Below are 18,694 nucleotides of genomic sequence, written 5' to 3'. Positions count from 1 at the left end.
TGGTTCGTCGGCGGGCGCTGGCACCTTTCAGTCACGGCCGCCGGCGACCGGCGGCCCTGACACCGAGGAACCCTTATGCGCACCCCTGTCACAGTCATCGGCGCCGGACTCGGCGGTCTTACGCTGGCCCGTGTCCTGCACCTCCACAGAATCCCCGTCACGGTCTACGAGGCCGATCCTTCCCCGTCGTCGCGCCCGCAGGGCGGGATGCTCGACATCCACGACCACAACGGGCAGCTCGCCCTCCAAGAGGCCGGTCTCACAGGCGAGTTCCGGACCATCGTCATAGCGGGGCGTCAGACGATGCGGCTCGTCGAACCGGACGGCACCGTTCTGCACGAGATCCCCGACGACGGCACGGGCGGCCGCCCCGAGGTACAGCGCGGCGAGCTGCGGCGGATCCTGCTCGAATCGCTCCCGGCCGGCACCGTCCGCTGGGGCCACAAGGTCAGCGGCGTACGCGCCCTCGGTGACGGCGGCCACGAAGTGACCTTCGCCGACGGCAGTACCGTCGCCACAAGCCTGCTGGTCGGGGCGGACGGCGCGTGGTCCCGGGTCCGGCCACTGCTCTCCGATGCCACACCCGAGTACGTCGGCACCTCGTTCGTCGAGACCTTCCTGTTCGACGCCGACACCCGGCACGCCAGTGCTGCGAAGGTGGTCGGCGGCGGGTCGATGATCGCCCCCTCACCGGGCAAGGAGATCTTCGCTCACCGGGAGAGCGGCGACACGCTGCACGCCTATGTGGCACTGTCCAAGCCACTGGACTGGTTCGCCGCTGTCGACTTCGGCGATGCCTTCGGCGCTTCCGCGCGGATCGCGCGGGAGTTCGACGGCTGGGCGCCGGAGCTCACCGCGCTGATCACGGACGCGGATGTGCCGCCTGTGCTGCGCCCCCACCACGCGCTGCCTCCCGAGCACCGATGGGACCGGGTGCCGGGAGTGACCCTGCTCGGCGACGCGGCCCATCTCGCGGCCCCGAACGGCGAAGGCGCCAACCTGGCCATGCTCGACGGCGCGGAACTCGGCAGGGCACTCGCTGCGCGTCCCGACGACATCGAGGCCGCACTGACCGGGTACGAACAGGCCCTGTTCGCCCGCAGTGCCGAGCCCGTCACCTTTGACGGCGCCGAGGTGCACGGGATCGACTCCGAGGACAACACAGCCAGGGCCATGCTGAAGATGATCACCGCGCAGACCGACTAGGGGGTGTCCGGCCGGTGTGCGGAGCCGGATGACGACGTCGGCGTCGGACGAGGAGTTCCGCCGCCCGTGGACGCGGCACGAGGCAGCTCCCTGGCAGTGCCTCGTGCCCCGTGCCCCATGCCCCGTGCCCCGTGGCGGGATCGGGCGTTCAGCGGCGGGCGGCCCACACCGTGCGTTCGGTGCGTACGGCGAGGTCGTCGCGGCGCAGCACACTGTGCGGGCTGTCGGTGTCGAGCAGTCGGTCGAGGGCTGCCAGGTCCTCCGGCACGAGGACATCCGCGGCGTTATCGCGCATCCGCTGCAGACCGCTGAGGGCGTAGCGGCCGACCGCCGGGGAGCGGGACCCGTCGATGTGCACGGTGACCGGGCGCTCGCCTTCGACGGTGAATCCCGCGGCGGTCAGTTTCGGGCCCCAGTCGGCGCCGCGGTGGGGCATGTGCTCGGCACTGTCGCGGTCGACGGCGGCGTGGCAGCGCTCTTCCACGCCCGGCCGTTCCACCGGGGCGTCTTCGGGCAGGAAGCGGGGGAAGCCGGCGAGTTCGACGACGGCGATGAGCCCGCCCGGAGCGAGTGCGCCGTGGACCTGGCGCAGGGTGCGGTCGGGGTCGGCCAGGTGGTGCAGGGAGGCAGAGGCCCACACCAGATCGGGTGTGCCGAGGTCCGGCCCGCTGGTGTCGAGATCGGCCTGGACGGTGCGTACGCGGTCTTCGACACCCAGGGCGCACGCCTTCTCGCGCAGGCGCCGCAGATGGGCGGCCGATGCGTCGACGGCGGTGACGTGCGCGTCGGGGAAGCGTGCGAGGAGGGCGAAGGTTCCGGCGCCGGTCCCGCAGCCCAGGTCGACGATCCGGCGGGGGCTCTCTTCGACAGGCAGCCAGGCGGTGATGGAGGCGATGTGCTCGGCGAGAACTTCGGCGTCCAGATCGAGGATCTCCACCTGCGCATCGGAGTCGTCGTGGCCGTGGCCATCGTGTCCGTGCTGGTGGGAGTGGTGCGGCGCCTCGGGGCTCTGAGCGGCGTGGGCGGTATGGGGGGTGTGGGCGGTGTGAGTCATGCTGCGACGGTAAGCGGGCCATGCGTCACATGCACGATTGCTTGCGGATACGGCAAGAGGATGGCCTCTCCGGCTGCTCAGGACGCATGAACCCGCTCAGCCGGCACGCGAACCACCGCGCCATCGCGGCGCCCACCCCGGCCCGAGCCCCGGCAACCCGTAACGGCAGCCGCTCCCCACCGTCAGTCCTCGCGCGGAGTGGCCCTGTCGCCCTGGTGGCCGCGGCGGGCGTCACGGTCGAAGATCCCCAGGACTTCGCACGGGCCGCCCTCGGCGCCGAGGGCGTGCGGCAGCATGGTGGGGAACTCGGCGGCCTGGTTGGTCTCCGCACGGAAGCGGCGGTTCCCCAGCAGCAGGACGGCGGTTCCGGAGAGGACGACGAACCACTCACGGCCCGGGTGAGCGCGCAGACGCGCAGGGCTCTCCGGCGGCGGGTCCGTCATACGCTGACGCACCACCGTCATACCGGGGTCGGCCTTGACCGGCCAACGCAGCACCCCGTGCGCGCCGTCGATCACCGGACTGGAGATCACGTCGTCGCCGGCGGTTTCGACGAGCTGGTCGAGGGTGGTGTCCAGGGCCCGGGCGAGCGTGAGGAGCTGGTCGAGCGCCAGACGGCGCTGCCCGTTCTCGATGCGGCTGAGGGAGGACTGGCTCATCCGGGCACGGTTCGCCAGCTCCTCCAGGGACCAGCCCTGTGCCGCTCGCAGCGCGCGGATGCGTTTGCGTACCAGGCTGTCCACGTCGTCATCTTCTTGCGTCATAGGCAACAGCGTATGCCTTCGCCGCATACGGTGCATACGGTCGTCCTGTGCGGCCCTGCGACCGGGGTCCGCCCGCACCACGAAGGGACGTAGAACGGCCATGACCGTCAAGACTGTTGAGAACCTGACCGATGCGAACGTCACCGATGAGCACGTGGCCGATGAGCACACGACCGACACGCTGCCGAACGAGACCGTCGACGCGGTGGTGATCGGCGGCGGCGCCGCGGGACTGAACGGCGCGTTGATGCTCGCCCGCTCCCGCCGCTCGGTCGTCGTGATCGACAGCGGCACCCCTCGCAACGCCCCGGCCGCAGGCGTGCACGGCCTGCTCGGACTGGACGGCACCCCGCCGGCCGAGCTGCTGGCCCGCGGCCGGGAGGAGGTACGCCGCTACGGCGGACGGGTGGTGAACGGTGAGGTGACTGCCGCCGCCCCCGCCGCACCGGCCGCCGACGGCGACCTGCGTTTCACCGTCGCGCTGGCCGGCGGGGGCACGCTGCGGGCGCGCCGTGTGCTGGTCGCGACCGGGCTGCGGGACGTCCTGCCAAACGTTCCCGGGCTGGCCCGGCACTGGGGACACGGCGTGGTGCACTGCCCGTACTGCCACGGCTGGGAAGTACGCGACGAGCCCATCGGCGTCCTCGCGACCGGCGTCGCCTCCCTCCACCACGCGCTGCTCTTCCGCCAGCTGACCGAGGATCTCGTCTACTTCACCCACGGAACCGCCCTGGACGACGACACCAGGGCACGGTTCGCGGCCCGCGGTATCACCGTCATCGACACCCCGGTCGCCGAAGTCGAGTCCGACGGGAGCGGCATCACCGGTGTGCGGCTGACCGACGGCCGGACTGTCCCCCGGCGTGTCCTCGCCGTCGCGACCGTCATGCGGGCCCGCGCCGACGGGCTGGCGGGCCTCCGGCTGCCGATGGAGGACCTGCCGGACGGGATGGGCCGCCACTTCGCCTCCGGCGTGGCCGGCGCGACCGATGTGCCAGGGGTGTGGGTGGCGGGCAACGTCACCGATCCGATGGCACAGGTCGGCTCTGCGGCGGCGGCAGGCGCCCTGGCCGGGGCCCGTATGAACGCGGCCCTCGCCACCGCCGATACCGAAGCCGCCCTCACCGCCGCGAGTCCCACCGGTCCCACGAGTCCCTCCGATTCCGTCCGGGCCACGGCCTGACGCGGACAGGACCGCCGCCCGACGCGAGCCCCCCAGAGCACTGGCTGGTGCGCTCAGGCCGGCCGGGGCTCCGCGAAGCGGTCCCGCAGTTCGCGCTTGAGGATCTTTCCGCTGGCGTTGCGCGGCAGGGAGTCCACGAACAGGACCCGCTTCGGGGCCTTGAAGTGCGGGAGGGATGCCCGGGCGTGAGCGAGCAGTTCGGCCTCGGTGACGTCGTCGCACACCACGACCACCGCCGTGACCGCCTCGATCCAGCGGTCGTCGGGCAGCCCGACGACCGCCGCTTCGGCGACCCCCGGGTGGCTGTAGAGCACATCCTCGACCTGGCGTGAGGCGACCAGCACACCCCCGGAGTTGATGACGTCCTTCACCCGGTCGACAACGGTGAAGTACCCCTGCGCGTCGCGTACCGCGAGATCGCCCGAGTGGAACCAGCCGTCGCGGAAGGCTTCCGCGGTCTCCTCCGGTTTGCCCCAGTATCCCTCGCACAACTGCGGCGAGCGGTAGACCACTTCACCCGCCGTACCGTCGGGGACCTCGTCGCCGTTCTCGTCGACCACCGCGGCCTCCACGAAGAGAACGGGCCTGCCGCACGAGTCCATCCGCCCCTCGTGCTCACCCGGGCCCAGGACCATGGCGAGCGGCCCGATCTCGCTCTGGCCGAAACAGTTGTGGAAGGCCAGTCCAGGCAGCCGCTCCCGGAGCCGTTCCAGCACGGGCACCGGCATGATCGACGCACCGTAGAACGCCTTGCGGAGCCCGCTCAGATCGCGGGTGGCGAAGTCCGGGTGGCGGGAGAAGCCGATCCACACGGTGGGCGGCGCGAAGAGGGTGTCCGCGAGACCCGCCTCGACCAGCCGGAACACCTCGGCCGCGTCCGGGGCGTCCAGGATGGTGTTCTCGGCGCCCACCGCCAGATACGGCAGCAGAAAGACATGCAGCTGGGCCGAGTGGTACAGCGGCAGCGAGTGCAGCGGCCGGTCCGTCTCCCGCAGGCCGAGCGAGGTGATGGCGCTGACGTACTCATGGACGAGCGCCCGGTGCGTCATCATCGCGCCCTTGGCGAGTGCGGTGGTGCCCGAGGTGTAGAGCAGCTGCACCAGGTCGTCCGAGCCGGGCGGGTGCTCGGGGGTGAAGGGCCGGGGCGTGCCGAGCGCCGCCAGCAGCGATTCGTCGCTTCCGCGCAGCAGGCGTACGGGGAAGCCGTCCGGGACAGCGTCGGCGATGACGGGGTCCGCGAGCACCAGCGCGCTGCCCGACTGGCGCAGAATGTAGGCCAGTTCGTCACCGGTGAGGTTCTGGTTCACCGGGACGTGGATCAGCCCGGCCCGGGCGCAGGCGAGGAAGCCGATGAGGTACACGTCCGAGTTGTTGCCGTAGGAGGCGACCCGGTCGCCGGTCCGCAGCCCGTACTCGGTCAGGACGGCGGCCGCGGTGGTGACCGCCTCGTCGAGGGCGGCGTAGCTCCAGGCGCGGTCCCCGTACCTGACGGCGGTGCGTCCAGGAACCCGGCGGGCGCTGCGGCGCAGGATGGCGTCGACCGTGCCGGCGCGTACACCTGTCGTGTCGTGGTCCTGTGTCATGGCGTGATCCTGCGGTTCGCCGGGGTGCTGGTCAAGGGAGGCGCTCAAGGGCTGACGGCCAGGAACACGAAGGCGGCGAAGATCGCCAGGTGGATGCCGCCCTGCATCAGGGTCGCCCGGCCGGGGACGATCGTCAGCGCGCCGACCACCAGGGTCAGTGCGAGCAGCACCATATGGGTGGCTCCGAGCCCGAGCAGCAGGGGTCCGGTGAGCCAGACGGATGCCAGCGCGATGGCGGGGATCGTGAGTCCGATGCTCGCCATGGCCGAGCCGAGCCCGAGGTTGAGGCTGGTCTGCACGCGGTCGCGGCGCGCCGCGCGTACGGCGGCGAGCGTCTCCGGGAGCAGCACCAGCAGGGCGATCACCACGCCGACGACCGCGTGGGGCAGCCCCGCCGCTTCGACGCCCGATTCCAGGGTCGGCGAGATGGCTTTGGCGTTGCCGACGACCGCGATCAGGGCGACGAGCAGCAGCCCGAGGCTCAGCAGCGCGGCCCTGCGGCTGGGCGGCGGGGCGTGGCCTTCCTCGTCCTGGATCTCGCCCTCCTGCGTGACGGGCAGGAAGTAGTCGCGGTGACGGACCGTCTGTACGGCGACGAAGAGACCGTAAAGACAGAGCGAGGCGATGGCGGCGAAGGCCAGCTGGGGGCCGCTGAACTCCGGTCCCGGCTTCTTGGTGAACCTCGGCAGGACGAGGGTGAGGGTCGAGAGCGCGGCCACCGCGGACAGGGCGGTGCCCGAGCCTTCCGCGTTGAAGACCGCGAAGCCGCGGCGTACCGCGCCGACCAGCAGGGAGAGGCCCACGATCCCGTTGCAGGTGATCATCACGGCGGCGAAGACGGTGTCCCGGGCCAGCGAGGAGTACTTGGAGCCCCCGTCGGCCATCAGGGTGACGATGAGGGCCACCTCGATGACGGTGACGGCGACCGCCAGGACCAGCGAGCCGAAGGGCTCCCCCACCCGGTGGGCGATCACCTCGGCATGGTGCACGGCGGCCAGCACCGCTCCGGCCAGGCAGAGCGCCACCAGGACGACGGCGAACACCGGCAGCTCGCGGCCCCAGCTGAAGATCAGGGCCACGACGGCGACCACGGGGACCACGGTGGTCCACTGTGCGGCCAGGGCCCGGCTCGGCGCTCTCATGGGGCCATGCTGACGGAGATGATCAGCGGCTGCCCGCCGAGCGCGCCCCGGCCGGGCCCGCCCCTGCCCGCGTACGCGCCCGTGTCAGAGCGGGCGCTCGTGGCCCTCCCAGTACGGCTCACGCAGCCGCCGTTTGTAGAGCTTGCCGTTGGGGTCGCGGGGCATCGCCTCGATGAAGTCGACGCTCCTGGGGCGTTTGTACCCGGCGAGCCGGGACTCGCAGTGGGCCAGGATCTCGGCGGCGAGCGCGTCGCCCGGCACGGCGCCCTCGGCCGGTTCGATGACGGCCTTGACCGCCTCGCCCCAGTCCGCGTGCGGGATGCCGAAGGCGGCGGCGTCGGCGACGGCGGGGTGGCTGAGCAGCGCGGACTCGATCTCCGCCGGGTAGATGTTGACCCCGCCGGAAATGATCATGTCGATCTTGCGGTCGCGGAGGAAGAGATAGCCGTCCTCGTCGAGCAGTCCCAGATCGCCGACGGTGAAGAAGTCACCGATGCGGTTCTTCGCCGTCTTGGCCTCGTCCTTGTGGTAGCTGAAGCCGCCCGTGGACATCTTCATGTAGACGGTGCCCAGTTCGCCGGGCGGCAGCCGGTTGCCGTCGTCGTCGTGGATGGCGAGTTCGCTGATGGGCCATGCCTTGCCGACGGTGCCCGGTTTCTTCAGCCAGTCCTCGGCCGTGGCGAAGGCGCCGCCGCCCTCGCTGGCCGCGTAGTACTCCTCGACACAGTTCCCCCACCACTCGATCATCGCCCGTTTGACGTGGTCGGGGCAGGGCGCGGCGCCGTGGATGGCGTGGCGCATCGACGTCACGTCGTACCGCTCCTTGACCTCGTCGGGCAGCGCGAGGAGGCGGTGGAACTGGGTCGGGACCATATGGGTGTGGGTGCACCCGTGCGCGTCGATGCTGCGCAGCATCCCCTCGGGCGTCCACTTGTCCATCAGGACCAGCGGGTGGCCGATGTGCAGGGCGGCGCCCGCGAACTGGAGTACGGCGGTGTGGTAGAGCGGCGAGCAGACGAGATGGACGTTGCCGTCGAAGGGGCGGATCCCGAAGATGGCGAGGAACCCGCCGAGGTAGGTCTCCTCGGGCAGCTTGCCCGGCAGCGGGCGGCGGATACCGCGGGGCCGGCCGGTGGTGCCCGATGTGTAGTTCATGACCCAGCCGAGTGTGCGGTCTTCGGGTACGGATCCGGGCTGCCCGCCGGGGAGTTCGCCGTAGGGGCGGAATCCCGGTATGGCCCCGACCGCGTACCGGTGGGTCGCGGGCAGCCCGGCCTCGTCAGCGGCCGCCGTGGCCGCTTCGGCGAAGCGCTCATGGGCGATGAGGACCTTGGCCCCGGAGTCGGCGACGATCCAGGCGATCTCGGGTCCGACGAAGTGGTGGTTGACCGGGACCAGATAGAGCCCGGCCTGCGATGCGGCGAGATACGCGGTGAGGAACTCGACGCCGTTCGGCAGTACGACCGCGAAGGCGTCCCCCCGTTCCAGCCCTGCGGCCCGCAGCCCGTGCACCAGCTGGTTGACGGCGGTGTGCAGCCGTCCGGCCGTCCACTCCTCGCCGTCGGGTGCGATGAGGACCGTGCGGCCGGGGTCGGCGGTGGCCTGGGCCCAGAAGCCGTTGGGGGTCTGGCTGTCCGTCGCTGCCATCAGTGACTCCGTCCTGCGATGCGGTTGATCCGGTCGATGGCCCGCTCGAAGCCGCGGGTCAGGTCGTCGAACACCTCCTGCACACCGCGTTCGGAGTTCATCCGGCCGACGATCTGGCCGACCGGGGTGCCGAGCAGCGGGGCGACCTCGTACTTCTGGATCCGGGAGACCGCGTCGGCCACGAGCAGCCCCTGCAGCGGCATGGGCAGGGTGCCGGGCCCGGCGGGATCGTCCCAGGCGTCGGTCCATTCCGTACGGAGCTGACGGGCCGGTTTGCCGGTCAGCGCACGGGAGCGCACGGTGTCGCCCGAGCCCGCTTCGATGAGCTTCTGGGTGAGTGCGCGTGAGTGCATCTCGGCCTCGGTGGTGGTGAGCCAGAGCGAGCCGAGCCAGACGCCCTGGGCGCCGAGCGCGATACCGGCGGCGATCTGCTCGCCGCTGCCGATCCCGCCGGCGGCGAGCACCGGCAGCGGGGACACCGCGTCGACCACGTCGGGGGTGAGCACCATGGACGCGATGTCGCCGGTGTGGCCGCCCGCCTCGTACCCCTGGGCGACGACGATGTCGATCCCGGCCTCGGCGTGGCGCCTGGCGTGCTTGGCACTGCCGGCCAGCGCCGCGACCAGGACACCGTGGCGGTGGGCGCGTTCGATGACGTCGGCGGGTGGGGAGCCGAGAGCGTTGGCGAGCAGCTTGATCGGATAGTCGAAGGCGACATCGAGCTGGTTGCGGGCGACCTGCTCCATCCACCCGGTGATCCGCCAGCCGGAGGCTTCGCCCTCGGGGAACTCGGGGACCCCGTGTTTGGCGAGGGTCTCCTCCACGTACCGGCGGTGCCCCTCCGGGATCATCGCCTCGACCTCGGCCTCCGTCACCCCTTCCACCTTCTTCGCGGGCATGACGACGTCGAGGCCGTACGGCAGTCCGCCGGTGTGCTCCTGCATCCAGTCGAGATCACGCGCCAGTTCGTCGGGGGCGGTGTAGCGGACCGCTCCGAGTACCCCGAATCCGCCGGCCCGGGTGATGGCGGCGGCCACGGCGGGGAAGGGCGTGAAGCCGAAGATTGCGTGCTCGATCCCCAGTTTCTTGCTCAGCTCCGTCTCCATGGGGCGCAGGATGCCCCAGCGGAGCATTCGAGGGAAGAGATTTTCTGATGCAGTGTCAGATTCTTTGCGGCGCCGGAGACACGCGGTGCGAGGGTTGACACCCCTGTACCGATGGCAGAAAGTTTCCGCAGCCGACCGGGCGTCGAAAGATACTTTCAAGGAGTGCTGGGATGAGCGGCAACACCGCGGGCGGGGACATCAGCAGACGCCGGCTGGGCGGCGGAATGCTGGCCCTGGGAGGGGCGCTCGCCCTGGCCTCGCTCCCACTGGGCCCGGCCGCCTCGGCCGCGGGACCGGCCGCGGGCCAGGGGCCCGGGCGCGGCACGAACCCCGGCGCTCCGGGTTCAGGCTCAGGGTCCGGCTCCGGCTCCGGCTCCGGCTCCGGGCGTACGACGCTCAGGCGCGGCACCGCCGAGCAGGCCGGGCTGCTCCCGGGTCAGCTGCGCCAACTGGTCAGCGGCGCAAGGACGTTCCTCGGCCCCTCCCCCACGCACCCGTGGTACGCGGGCGCCGTCCTGCTCGCCGGCCGCGGCGGCACGGTGGCGCTGCACGAACCGATCGGACACGCGGTGCGCTACTCGGCGTACGACGAGAAGTCCGACACCGGCGTGGAGCTCCCCCCTGACCAGCAGATCGCGGCGGACCGGGACACCCTCTACGACCTGGCGTCCGTCTCCAAACTCTTCACCTCGCTCGTCGCGGTGCAGCAGATCGAGCGGGGCGCGCTGAAACTGACCGCGAAGGTCGCCTCGTACCTCCCCGAGTTCGGCGCGGCCGGCAAAGCGGACATGACGGTACGTCAACTTCTTACGCACACCTCCGGGTTCCGCGCGACGCTGGCGCTGTACAAGGCGCCGACGCGGGAGGACAGACTGCGGATGCTGTGGGCCGAGGCACCGATCAACGCGCCCGGCACCGCGTATCTCTACTCCGACCTCAACCTGATCTCGATGCAGCTGGTCCTGGAGAAGATCACCGGCCGTACGCTCGACGTCCTGGTACGCGAGGGGATCACCGCACCGCTCGGTATGCACCGCACCCGCTACAACCCGCCCGCCTCCTGGAAGCCGCGGATCGCGGCCACCGAGGACGCCAGGCAGCCCTGGTCGGGGCTGGACCGCGGGCTGGTCTGGGGCGAGGTGCACGACGAGAACGCCTACAGTTTCGACGGCGTCGCCGGTCACGCCGGGGTCTTCTCCTGCGCCTGGGACCTGGCGGTCCTGGCCCGCACGCTGCTGAACGGCGGCGCGTACGGACCGGCCCGCATTCTGCGGCCGGAATCGGTGGACCTGCTGTTCACCGACTTCAACACCGCGTTCCCCGGGGACAACCACGGCCTCGGGTTCGAGCTCTACCAGCACTGGTACATGGGCGCGATGGCCACCCCGCGCACCGCCGGCCACACCGGATTCACCGGGACCAGCCTGGTGCTCGACCCGTCCACCGACTCCTTCCTGATCATGCTGGGCAACTCGGTCCATCCGGTGCGCAACTGGCGTACGGGCAGCGCGCCCCGGGTCCAGGCGGGCAACAGCCTGGCGCGGGCGGTGCCGGTGCGGGCCCCGCACGGACGGACGAGCTGGTTCTCCGGCATGGCGAGTTCGGCGACCGCCACGCTGACCCTGCCCGCCATCACCCCGGTGTCCGGACGGACGCGTCTCGGCGCCTCGGTGTGGTGGGACAGCGAACCGCACGCCGATTTCCTCTTCCTGGAGGCGTCGGCGGACGCCGGTGCGACCTGGCAGCCGGTGCCCTTCTCCACCACGGCCGGGGGCCGGCGGCCCGAAACCCACCCATCAGGGTCGGTGGACGGCTGGTCGGGGCGCGTCTGGCACCGGCTGGACGCGGACCTGGCGTCCTGGCACGGACGGGAAGTACGCCTGCGCTGGCGGTACACGACCGATCAACTGTATGTGGGCCGCGGGGCCTACGTCACCGACATCGTGGTCGGCGACGGCCGCCGTACGCTCTTCGACGGGACCGGAGCGGCGGACGCGGCCCGGATCGAGGCGTCCGGCTGGGTGCGCTCCACGGACTGATCCGACGTGACGCCTGGTCAGGAGGGTTTGACCTGCGGACGGTCCGCCCGGCGCACAGAGATCCATGTCACATTCGGGGATTCCCCGAAGCTGCAACTGATCCGACATCCTTGGCGTGATAACCGCCGTAGATCACGTTCTCTCGATGCCAGGGGCCCCACACTCATGACCGCTCAGCTGACTCGCGCACCCCGCCGGATCGCCGCTCTTCTCGCCGTCACCGCCATCGGCCTCGGTGCTGCCGCCTGTTCGTCCTCGTCCGACGACAAGGCCGCGGGTGCCAACGACTCCTCGACGGCCGCCTCTTCCGACGGCGCGGCTTCGGGCAAGAGCACGGCCGATGGTTCGGACAGCTCCAGCAGCTCGGACGGTTCGGGCTCCGGCGGCACCGCGGTCAACGGCGGTACCAAGGCGCCGGGCACCTCCTCGTCCACCGGCGGGAACGGCGGCGCTGCGGCCGGTGCCGCGTCGTCGCGCTGCCACACCGCCGACCTGAAGGCGGCCTTCGCCACCGGAGGCGACGCCGCACCGAACATGAAGTCCGACGAGCAGACACGGGCATCGGTGGCCTTCACCAACATCGGCAAGGGCACCTGCACACTGACCGGCTTCCCCGGCGTCGACATGGTCGGCGACCAGGCGTCCGACGGCACCTGGTCGCTGGAGCGCTCGTCGAAGAAGGTCACCACGATCTCGCTGGCGCCCGGCGACACCACCGACTTCACCATCACCCTCGGCGCGACGACGGAGACGGGCTCGGGCACCTTCGAGCCCGGTCTGGTGCGGATCACCCCGCCCAACGAGAAGAGCCAGTTCTCGCTGAAGTGGCCGTTCGGCGGTGTGATCACCAAGCAGGACGGCGCCACCCACTCGGCCACGTACGTCAACCCGATCGGGTCCTGACGCCGGTGCCCTGAGCGGTTCGCCGGGCTCGACGGGCTGCGGGGACCGCTCGGAAACTGCCCGGAGAACGCAGCTGTGAGCCGCCCCGGGGCGGCTCACAGCCCCGGCGCGCTCCGCTGCTGCCGGCGCGTGGCGACCAGCCGGTACAGCTCGGCCGCCTCGTCCCCGCAGCCCAACTGCTCCAGACAGTGCGCCTCGTCGTTGCGGCTGGCCAGCGCGTCGGGGTGGCTGAGGCCGAGCACCCGCTCCCGGGCCTCGGCGACCGCCCGGTAGACGGTGAGCGCGTCCGCCCAGTGCCCGAGCCAGCCCAGCCCGACCGCGATCTCGCGGCGGCTGACCAGGGTGTCGGGGTGGTCGGCGCCCAGCACCTGTTCCCGCAGCGCACAGACCTCGCGCGCCTCGGCGAGCGCTTCGTCCCACCGCCCGAGGCGGCCGAGGTTCACCCCCAGGCCGTGCCGGGCCCGCAGGGTCTCCGGATCGGCCGGGCCCTGGACCCGGGTGCGGTCGCCGACCAGCGCGCCGAACCTTTCGAGCGCTTCCTCGCTGTGCCCCAGCCGGCCCAGGCTGATGGCCACCTCGTACCGGGTCGCGAGTGTGTCCGGATGGTCGGCGCCCAGGGCCTGTTCCCTGGCGGCGGCCACCTCGCGGTAGATCTCCAGCGCCTCCGGCCAGCGCCCCAGCTGCCCCAGCGCGTACGCGACTTCGTACCGGGTCACCAGGGTGTCCGGGTGGGTCGCGCCGAGCACGGCGGCACGCGCCGCGGCCACCTCGCACGCCATCCGGTACGAGTCCTCAAGCCGCCCGAGCCTGCTCAGGTTGAAGGCGAGATTGTGGCGGCAGCGCAGGGTGTCCGGGTGGTCGGGGCCGACGGTGCGCTCCCGGGCCGCCAGCACCGACGCGTACACCTGGTGCGCCTCGAAGTGGCGGCCGAGCTGCCCCAGTACGTACGCCGTCTCCTGCCGGGCGGCGAGGGTCTCGGGGTGGTCGGCGCCCAGCGTCCTGGCCCGGCCGTCGCCGACCCGGGTGAACTCCCGCAGGGCGTCGGCCGCCCGGCCGGTACGGCTCAGCGTGAAGCCCACTTCGTAGCGGCTGGCCAGGGTGTCCGGGTGGTCGGGGCCGAGGGCGTACTCACGCTCGGCCGCCACGGCCCGGTGCACCTCCCCCGCCTCCGCCCAGCGGCCCAGCCTGCTCAGACTGAGCCCGGCGTTGTGCCGGCCGGTCAGCGCGGCCACCAGGCCGGGCGGCGGGGTGGGCCGCTGCCCGGTGGACAGCGCGGGGACCGCGGCGGCGCCGCGCGGGGGTCCGGCGGTCGTCCACTCGCCGGTGAGCGCGGTCGCCCGGTCGGTCGGGGTCGAGGTGACCGTCCATGTGCCGGTGGCCTTGTGGCCGGTGGTCATGGAGCGGGTCCAGGGCGGCAGCGGCGGCAGACTCGGCGGCAGGTGCACCGCGCCCAGCACAGCGGTCGCGGCCAGGCCCGCGGCCGGGGTCTCAGGACCGAGCAGCAGCCCCAGCTCCCTGGCGTCCGCCGGGCGCTCGTCCGGGGTCTTGGCGAGCAGGCCGAGGACGGCCCGGTCGAGGAAGTCGGGGAGTTCGGACCGGTGGCTGCGCGGCGGCTCGGGCACGGTGTCCCGGTGGCCGACGAGCACGGCCCAGGCGTCGTCGAGGTCGAACGGCGGTGCCCCGGTGGCGATTTCGTACAGCACACACCCCAGCGAGTAGAGGTCGCTGCGGTGGTCGATCTCACCGCCGCCGATCTGCTCGGGCGACATGTAGTGCGGGGTGCCCATGGCGATGCCGGTGCCGGTGAGCCGGGAGGTGAAACCGATGTCGTGGCCCAGCCGCGCGATGCCGAAGTCGCAGATCTTCACCGTGCCGTCGGTGAGCCGCATGATGTTGGCGGGCTTCAGGTCCCGGTGGACGATGCCCTGCTCATGGGTGTAGGCGAGGGCGGACGTGACCTGCCGGGCGATGTCGACGACATCGGCCACCGGCAGCGGCCGCCGCTCGTTCGCGTCGAGGAGCTGGCTGAGGTTCTGGCCGTCGAGCAGCTCCATGACCAGGTACAGGACACCCTCGTACTCACCGAAGTCATGGACGACGGTGACCCCGCGGTGCTGGAGCGAGGCCGCGACCCGCGCCTCACGGCGGAAGCGTTCGCGCAGCACCCGGATGAAGGACTGGTCGTGCTGGGGCCCCAGCGGCTTGAGGCACTTGACGGCGACATGGCGGCCCAGCGACTCGTCGAGAGCCCGCCACACCTCGCCCATGCCCCCGCGCCCGATCGGTTCGAGCAGCCGGTACCGGCCGTGGATCAGCCTGGTGTCCGCCATCTCGTGCTGTCGCCCCCGTCGCCTCGCTGCGCCCTCCCCGGCCCGTCCAGTATGGCGTCCGGTGTCCGGAGTTTGTACGGTGCCGGACGGCTGCCGGGGCCCAGCCGCGCCATGGCCCCCAGAATATGGCCAGGTGGCAGCTGCCAGCGCAGCCGGTCGGGGATACAGCGCAGGGCGTTGCCCGTGGCGGTCAGCCGCCGGTCCACGGTCTCCGGGCCGGGCGCCGGTCTCCCGTAGAGCTCATGGGCGTACGGAGGCAGTGCGGCGTACGCGAGGGCGGCCACGTGCCGCCAGATCACCTCGCGCGCCGGAGCGAGCACGGCGGGGACGGGGGGCCTGCGCAGGAAGTCATCGACCTCGCGGGACTCGGCGGTCGCGGCGAGCTCGGGGCGTACGGAGGCGAAGTACGCGGCGAGTGCGGCCCGGTCTGCGGGGACATCGGCCGGGTCGAGCCCGACCAGCCGGGCGCTCTGCCGGTTCTCGTCGATGTAGCGGTCGGCCTGGGCGTCGCTGACGGGGACGCCGGAGCGTCGCAGGACGCTCAGATACGAGTCGATCTCGGCGCAGTGCACCCAGAGCAGGAGGGCCGGCTCGCCGACGCCGTACCGCTCCCCGGTCGCGGGGTCGGTGGCGCCGAGGAAACCGTGGATCCGGCGGACACGCGCGCCCGCCTGCTCGGCGGCCTCGGTCGTCCCGTAGGTGAGGGTGCCGACGAAGCTCGCGGTGCGCAGCAGCCGTCCCCAGGCGTCCCGCCGGAAGTCCGAGTTCTGGATGACGCCGCGGACCGCGCGGGGGTGCAGCGCCTGGAGGTACAGGGCGCGGACCCCGGCGATCCACATGACCGGGTCCGCGTGTACCTGCCAGGTCACCGACCCGGGACCGAACAGCCCGGGGTCCGGATCCGGGTCCGGCGCCCGCGCTCCGTCGCTCATGCTGCTCCGCCGTTCGTTGTCGCCCTGCGCTCCCCCACGTACAGGATGCCCAGAACCGTGGCTCATCTCCAGCTGTACCTTCTGTACCTTGTCTCACGGCGCCTCTAGATGATCGATTCCAAGGGGTCAGTGATCGAAGGCGGTCAGTGAGCGTAGGACGACCTGGCCGGTGCGGTCGTTGTGCCAGATCGCGGCGGTCAGCGCGAGGATGCGCTGCATGACGCGGGCGATCACGCCGCCCGGAGTGCGGGCCTCGGTGCTGTTCGAGGTTGAGCTGGCCCTTGAACGTCTCGTTGACCGACTCGATGACTTGCCTCACCGGCTTGAACAACGGGGCGCCGGGCCGTTCCGGCTCGCCCTTGCGGGCTGGTCGCAGCAGCCGGATGTCCTGCTCGGCCAATTGGTGTTCGAAGTCGCGGCCGAAGTAGTTCTTGTCGCCGATCAGCGTCTGTCCGGGCCGGGCGGCGGTGAGGCCGTGTTCGGCGGCGAGCAGGTCCAGCAGGGTCTCGCGTTCGTCGGCCTTGGCCCCAGTCAGGGCGAAGGCGAGGGGCAGGCCCTGCAGGGTGCACACCAGGTGCAGGCGCAGGCCCCAGAAGAAGCGGCTGTGGCTGGCGCAGTACCCGTACTCGGCCCATCCGGCCAGGTCGGAACGTTTGACGGTCTCGCGGGAGCGTCCGCACTCCACCGGCGTGGAATCCACGATCCACACGTCGTCGCTCCACACGGAGGTGTCGGTGGCCAGTACCCGGGTCACCCGCCGCAGCAGCTCGGCAGCCTTGCGCAGGCGCTTGTTGTAGCCGGGCTGCTTCGGCAGGTACGGGAAGAGATGCCGCAGGTGGGAGCGGGCGTGGCGAAGCCACTTGGCCTCGGAGGTGAAGCCCAGCATGGCCTGCATCATCGCGAGCGTGACCAGCTCGGCATCGGTCAGTTGCGGAGCGATCCCGACCGCCGGACGCCAGGGCGCCAGATGCGGTGATGCCTTCAGCAGGTCGTCGGTCTTCACATAGAGTGCGGTGGCGAGGGAGTCCAACTCTGTCTTCACACACTGACGTTGGGCTCCCTCCCCTTTCGCGCGCAGCCGATCCCTTGGAATCGATCATCTAGGCGGACCCGGGCCGGAGTGAGGCGTTCTGGCTTGGCCGGCTTCTCCCAGGGCCGACGGAGGTCGGCGGCCAGCCGCCGGACAAGGCGGAGTTGGGTGTGGGCGACGACCAGGAGCCAGGTCCACCGGTCTGCGGCCTCGGGAGTACGGATCTACGGGGTGGTCCAGCCGAGCGTCTGCTTTCCGAAACGGAAGGTGTGCTCAAGATCGAATCTCCTGAGGAACACCTGCCACAACCGGTCCACGTCTGCCGGGGTCGCGCCGGTCTTCGAGGACCACAGCCAGACCCGTGGCGCCTCTCGCTCCTTGGAGAGATGCTCGACCTTGAGGCGGACCAGGGTGCCCTCGACGATGGGGAGTTCACCGTCGTGCTCCAGCCAGGCCGAGCGGTGGGTCAGCCTCGGGTGGACCCGGTCCCGCGCCCGGGCCTCGGCCTTGCCATAGTTCACGGTGTCGGTAGCCGTGGTGACCGCCGCTTCGGGCCAGGTCTCGGGTTTGGCGAAGCGCAACTCCGGCCCGTGCTTGGGCGGATGCCCGCCGCAGGGGTGGGCGCGGTGGAACTCCTCGCGCGAGGGGGCCGGACAGCGCATCACCAGGTCCGAGCGGATCCGCCGGACCAGCTCGACCGGGAGATCCCACAGGACCCAGGCCAGGCGGGTGACGTCATAGCCAGCATCCATGACGATCGTGACGTCTGCGTCCCCGGGCTGCCACTGGCCGGCCGCGACGAGCCGCTCGACCACCGCCCTCAGCTGGGCGGCGGTTACCGCGGTCGCGTCGTCCTCGGGCCCGAACCAGAGCACGTCCAGGATCGACGTCCACGATGTGGCCCCGGGCTCCAGGACCGCGACGAAGGAGTACGGCCAGCCCGGGATGAACTGCGAGGCGGACTTCGCCCGCCCGTAGACGTGGCAGAACAATCGGTCCGCCGAGCATGGCGCGTCCGACCGCAGCCACGGCGACACATCGACCGCCAGCACCAGGCGCCCGCCCTCGAACCGGGGCAGCGGCAGCCCAGCGAGCAAGGTCCCCAGCCGCTCGGCGTCGATCCGGCCGCGGTTGAGTGCTCCGTACAACGCTCCGTGCCCACGGCGATGCTCGGGCACCAGCGTCAGACCCACCGGCGATTTCACCGGCCCGTCCGCACACAGCACCAACTCAAACAATTCGTCGCGCCGGGCGGTCAGACATGTATAGAAGGAGTCTCGGAAGCGTGACGCTTCCGCGAACGCTTCCTCGCGGACATCGCGGACATCGCCAGGCAGCAGATTCGCCAGTACGGCCTCGGTCACGTGCGCTCCTTGGTCGGAGCACAGAATCAGGCGAAGGCCGCCCCCACGTCCGGCGAACTCCCTGGTGAGTGACCCCGTTCGGGACGTTGTTCGAGTCCGGAAGAAAAAGAACAAGTTCAGGGCGGCAGGCCAGTTGGCCGGGGCCTGGGCGGTCCGCGTAGCTTGCGTCCCGCGCCACGGCCGGGCAGCCCGGCCTCCGGATGTGAGGCCGGGCGCCGGGCGGCGTCACGCTGTGAGGCTGTACTCCTCGGTCCAGAGGTCGTCGTAGTGGTACAGGCCGGTGAGGTAGTCACGGACCCTCGACTCCCAGTCGATGCCGTGGATCACCGCCAACACGTAGGCGGCGACGGCGGGGCAGACCACATATCCGGTCTGCTGGAACTGGCTGGAGCGGGAGCCCTGCGACGGGTG

Annotated in this window: 13 protein-coding genes and 2 pseudogenes; 4 read left to right on the top strand and 11 right to left on the bottom strand. The window is 71.4% G+C overall.

Annotated features, from left to right (window positions below):
- Positions 1 to 75 precede the first annotated feature (75 nt).
- Positions 76 to 1,206, top strand: a complete 1,131-nt coding sequence (locus OG510_RS35280; RefSeq protein WP_406142089.1) for an FAD-dependent oxidoreductase — start codon at positions 76 to 78, stop codon at positions 1,204 to 1,206.
- A gap of 148 nt (positions 1,207 to 1,354) precedes the next feature.
- Here OG510_RS35280 and OG510_RS35275 read toward each other — a convergent pair whose 3' ends face one another.
- On the bottom strand, positions 1,355 to 2,260 hold the full coding sequence (locus OG510_RS35275; RefSeq protein WP_406142088.1) for a class I SAM-dependent methyltransferase: 906 nt from the start codon (positions 2,258 to 2,260) through the stop codon (positions 1,355 to 1,357).
- 182 nt (positions 2,261 to 2,442) lie between these two features.
- Positions 2,443 to 3,024 carry a helix-turn-helix domain-containing protein gene (locus OG510_RS35270; RefSeq protein WP_406142087.1) on the bottom strand — a complete coding sequence of 194 codons (582 nt, stop codon included), beginning with the start codon at positions 3,022 to 3,024 and terminating at the stop codon, positions 2,443 to 2,445.
- A gap of 100 nt (positions 3,025 to 3,124) precedes the next feature.
- On the opposite strand from OG510_RS35270, the gene OG510_RS35265 reads away from it, so the two are divergent.
- Positions 3,125 to 4,207, top strand: a complete 1,083-nt coding sequence (locus OG510_RS35265) for an NAD(P)/FAD-dependent oxidoreductase (RefSeq protein WP_406142086.1) — start codon at positions 3,125 to 3,127, stop codon at positions 4,205 to 4,207.
- A 53-nt stretch (positions 4,208 to 4,260) separates the two neighbouring features.
- Here the strand turns inward: OG510_RS35265 and OG510_RS35260 are convergent, their stop codons facing one another.
- The 4 genes from OG510_RS35260 to OG510_RS35245 all read right to left on the bottom strand — a co-directional run bounded on the left by OG510_RS35260 (position 4,261) and on the right by OG510_RS35245 (position 9,685).
- Positions 4,261 to 5,790 carry a fatty acyl-CoA synthetase gene (locus OG510_RS35260; RefSeq protein ID WP_406142085.1) on the bottom strand — a complete coding sequence of 510 codons (1,530 nt, stop codon included), beginning with the start codon at positions 5,788 to 5,790 and terminating at the stop codon, positions 4,261 to 4,263.
- A gap of 44 nt (positions 5,791 to 5,834) precedes the next feature.
- Positions 5,835 to 6,932, bottom strand: a complete 1,098-nt coding sequence (locus tag OG510_RS35255; RefSeq protein ID WP_406142084.1) for a calcium:proton antiporter — start codon at positions 6,930 to 6,932, stop codon at positions 5,835 to 5,837.
- Between the two features lie 84 nt (positions 6,933 to 7,016).
- The gene (locus OG510_RS35250) at positions 7,017 to 8,579 is read right to left on the bottom strand and encodes an acyl-CoA synthetase (protein ID WP_406142083.1); all 1,563 of its coding nucleotides are present in this window, start codon (positions 8,577 to 8,579) and stop codon (positions 7,017 to 7,019) included.
- Positions 8,579 to 9,685, bottom strand: coding sequence for an NAD(P)H-dependent flavin oxidoreductase (locus tag OG510_RS35245; protein ID WP_406142082.1), 1,107 nt, complete (start codon positions 9,683 to 9,685; stop codon positions 8,579 to 8,581). Before OG510_RS35245 ends, OG510_RS35250 begins: the two co-directional genes overlap by 1 nt.
- Positions 9,686 to 9,855: 170 nt before the next feature.
- Between OG510_RS35245 and OG510_RS35240 the strand changes: the two genes are divergently transcribed.
- Both OG510_RS35240 and OG510_RS35235 read left to right on the top strand, forming a co-directional pair.
- On the top strand, positions 9,856 to 11,724 hold the full coding sequence (locus OG510_RS35240; RefSeq protein WP_406142081.1) for a serine hydrolase: 1,869 nt from the start codon (positions 9,856 to 9,858) through the stop codon (positions 11,722 to 11,724).
- A gap of 165 nt (positions 11,725 to 11,889) precedes the next feature.
- Positions 11,890 to 12,627 carry a DUF4232 domain-containing protein gene (locus OG510_RS35235; RefSeq protein WP_406142080.1) on the top strand — a complete coding sequence of 246 codons (738 nt, stop codon included), beginning with the start codon at positions 11,890 to 11,892 and terminating at the stop codon, positions 12,625 to 12,627.
- Between the two features lie 95 nt (positions 12,628 to 12,722).
- Here OG510_RS35235 and OG510_RS35230 read toward each other — a convergent pair whose 3' ends face one another.
- From OG510_RS35230 to OG510_RS35210, 5 genes and pseudogenes are all read right to left on the bottom strand, one after another.
- Positions 12,723 to 14,957, bottom strand: a complete 2,235-nt coding sequence (locus OG510_RS35230) for a protein kinase domain-containing protein (RefSeq protein ID WP_406142079.1) — start codon at positions 14,955 to 14,957, stop codon at positions 12,723 to 12,725.
- Positions 14,939 to 15,889 (bottom strand): oxygenase MpaB family protein, encoded by a 951-nt coding sequence (locus tag OG510_RS35225; protein WP_406142078.1) that lies wholly within the window; start codon positions 15,887 to 15,889, stop codon positions 14,939 to 14,941. Before OG510_RS35225 ends, OG510_RS35230 begins: the two co-directional genes overlap by 19 nt.
- A 126-nt stretch (positions 15,890 to 16,015) precedes the next feature.
- Positions 16,016 to 16,931 (bottom strand): annotated as a pseudogene (locus OG510_RS35220) (IS982 family transposase).
- Positions 16,928 to 18,256, bottom strand: a pseudogene (locus tag OG510_RS35215) (NF041680 family putative transposase). The pseudogenes OG510_RS35220 and OG510_RS35215 overlap by 4 nt, the downstream one beginning before the upstream one ends.
- Positions 18,257 to 18,508: 252 nt before the next feature.
- Complete coding sequence (locus OG510_RS35210; protein ID WP_406142077.1) at positions 18,509 to 18,646, bottom strand: hypothetical protein; 138 nt, start codon at positions 18,644 to 18,646, stop codon at positions 18,509 to 18,511.
- Positions 18,647 to 18,694 lie beyond the last annotated feature (48 nt).

It is taken from the genome of Streptomyces sp. NBC_01089, assembly GCF_045162975.1.
Classification (GTDB): Bacteria; Actinomycetota; Actinomycetes; order Streptomycetales; family Streptomycetaceae; genus Streptomyces.
The sequence above is the reverse complement of the archived record's forward strand: the minus strand, read 5'-3'. Positions and strand labels throughout refer to the sequence as shown.

Coding starts and splice junctions, on each gene's coding strand:
- OG510_RS35280 (WP_406142089.1), top strand. CDS start 76: ATGCGCACCCCTGTCACAGTCATCGGCGCCGGACTCGGCGGTCTTACG.
- OG510_RS35275 (WP_406142088.1), bottom strand. CDS start 2,260: ATGACTCACACCGCCCACACCCCCCATACCGCCCACGCCGCTCAGAGC.
- OG510_RS35270 (WP_406142087.1), bottom strand. CDS start 3,024: ATGACGCAAGAAGATGACGACGTGGACAGCCTGGTACGCAAACGCATC.
- OG510_RS35265 (WP_406142086.1), top strand. CDS start 3,125: ATGACCGTCAAGACTGTTGAGAACCTGACCGATGCGAACGTCACCGAT.
- OG510_RS35260 (WP_406142085.1), bottom strand. CDS start 5,790: ATGACACAGGACCACGACACGACAGGTGTACGCGCCGGCACGGTCGAC.
- OG510_RS35255 (WP_406142084.1), bottom strand. CDS start 6,932: ATGAGAGCGCCGAGCCGGGCCCTGGCCGCACAGTGGACCACCGTGGTC.
- OG510_RS35250 (WP_406142083.1), bottom strand. CDS start 8,579: ATGGCAGCGACGGACAGCCAGACCCCCAACGGCTTCTGGGCCCAGGCC.
- OG510_RS35245 (WP_406142082.1), bottom strand. CDS start 9,685: ATGGAGACGGAGCTGAGCAAGAAACTGGGGATCGAGCACGCAATCTTC.
- OG510_RS35240 (WP_406142081.1), top strand. CDS start 9,856: ATGAGCGGCAACACCGCGGGCGGGGACATCAGCAGACGCCGGCTGGGC.
- OG510_RS35235 (WP_406142080.1), top strand. CDS start 11,890: ATGACCGCTCAGCTGACTCGCGCACCCCGCCGGATCGCCGCTCTTCTC.
- OG510_RS35230 (WP_406142079.1), bottom strand. CDS start 14,957: ATGGCGGACACCAGGCTGATCCACGGCCGGTACCGGCTGCTCGAACCG.
- OG510_RS35225 (WP_406142078.1), bottom strand. CDS start 15,889: ATGAGCGACGGAGCGCGGGCGCCGGACCCGGATCCGGACCCCGGGCTG.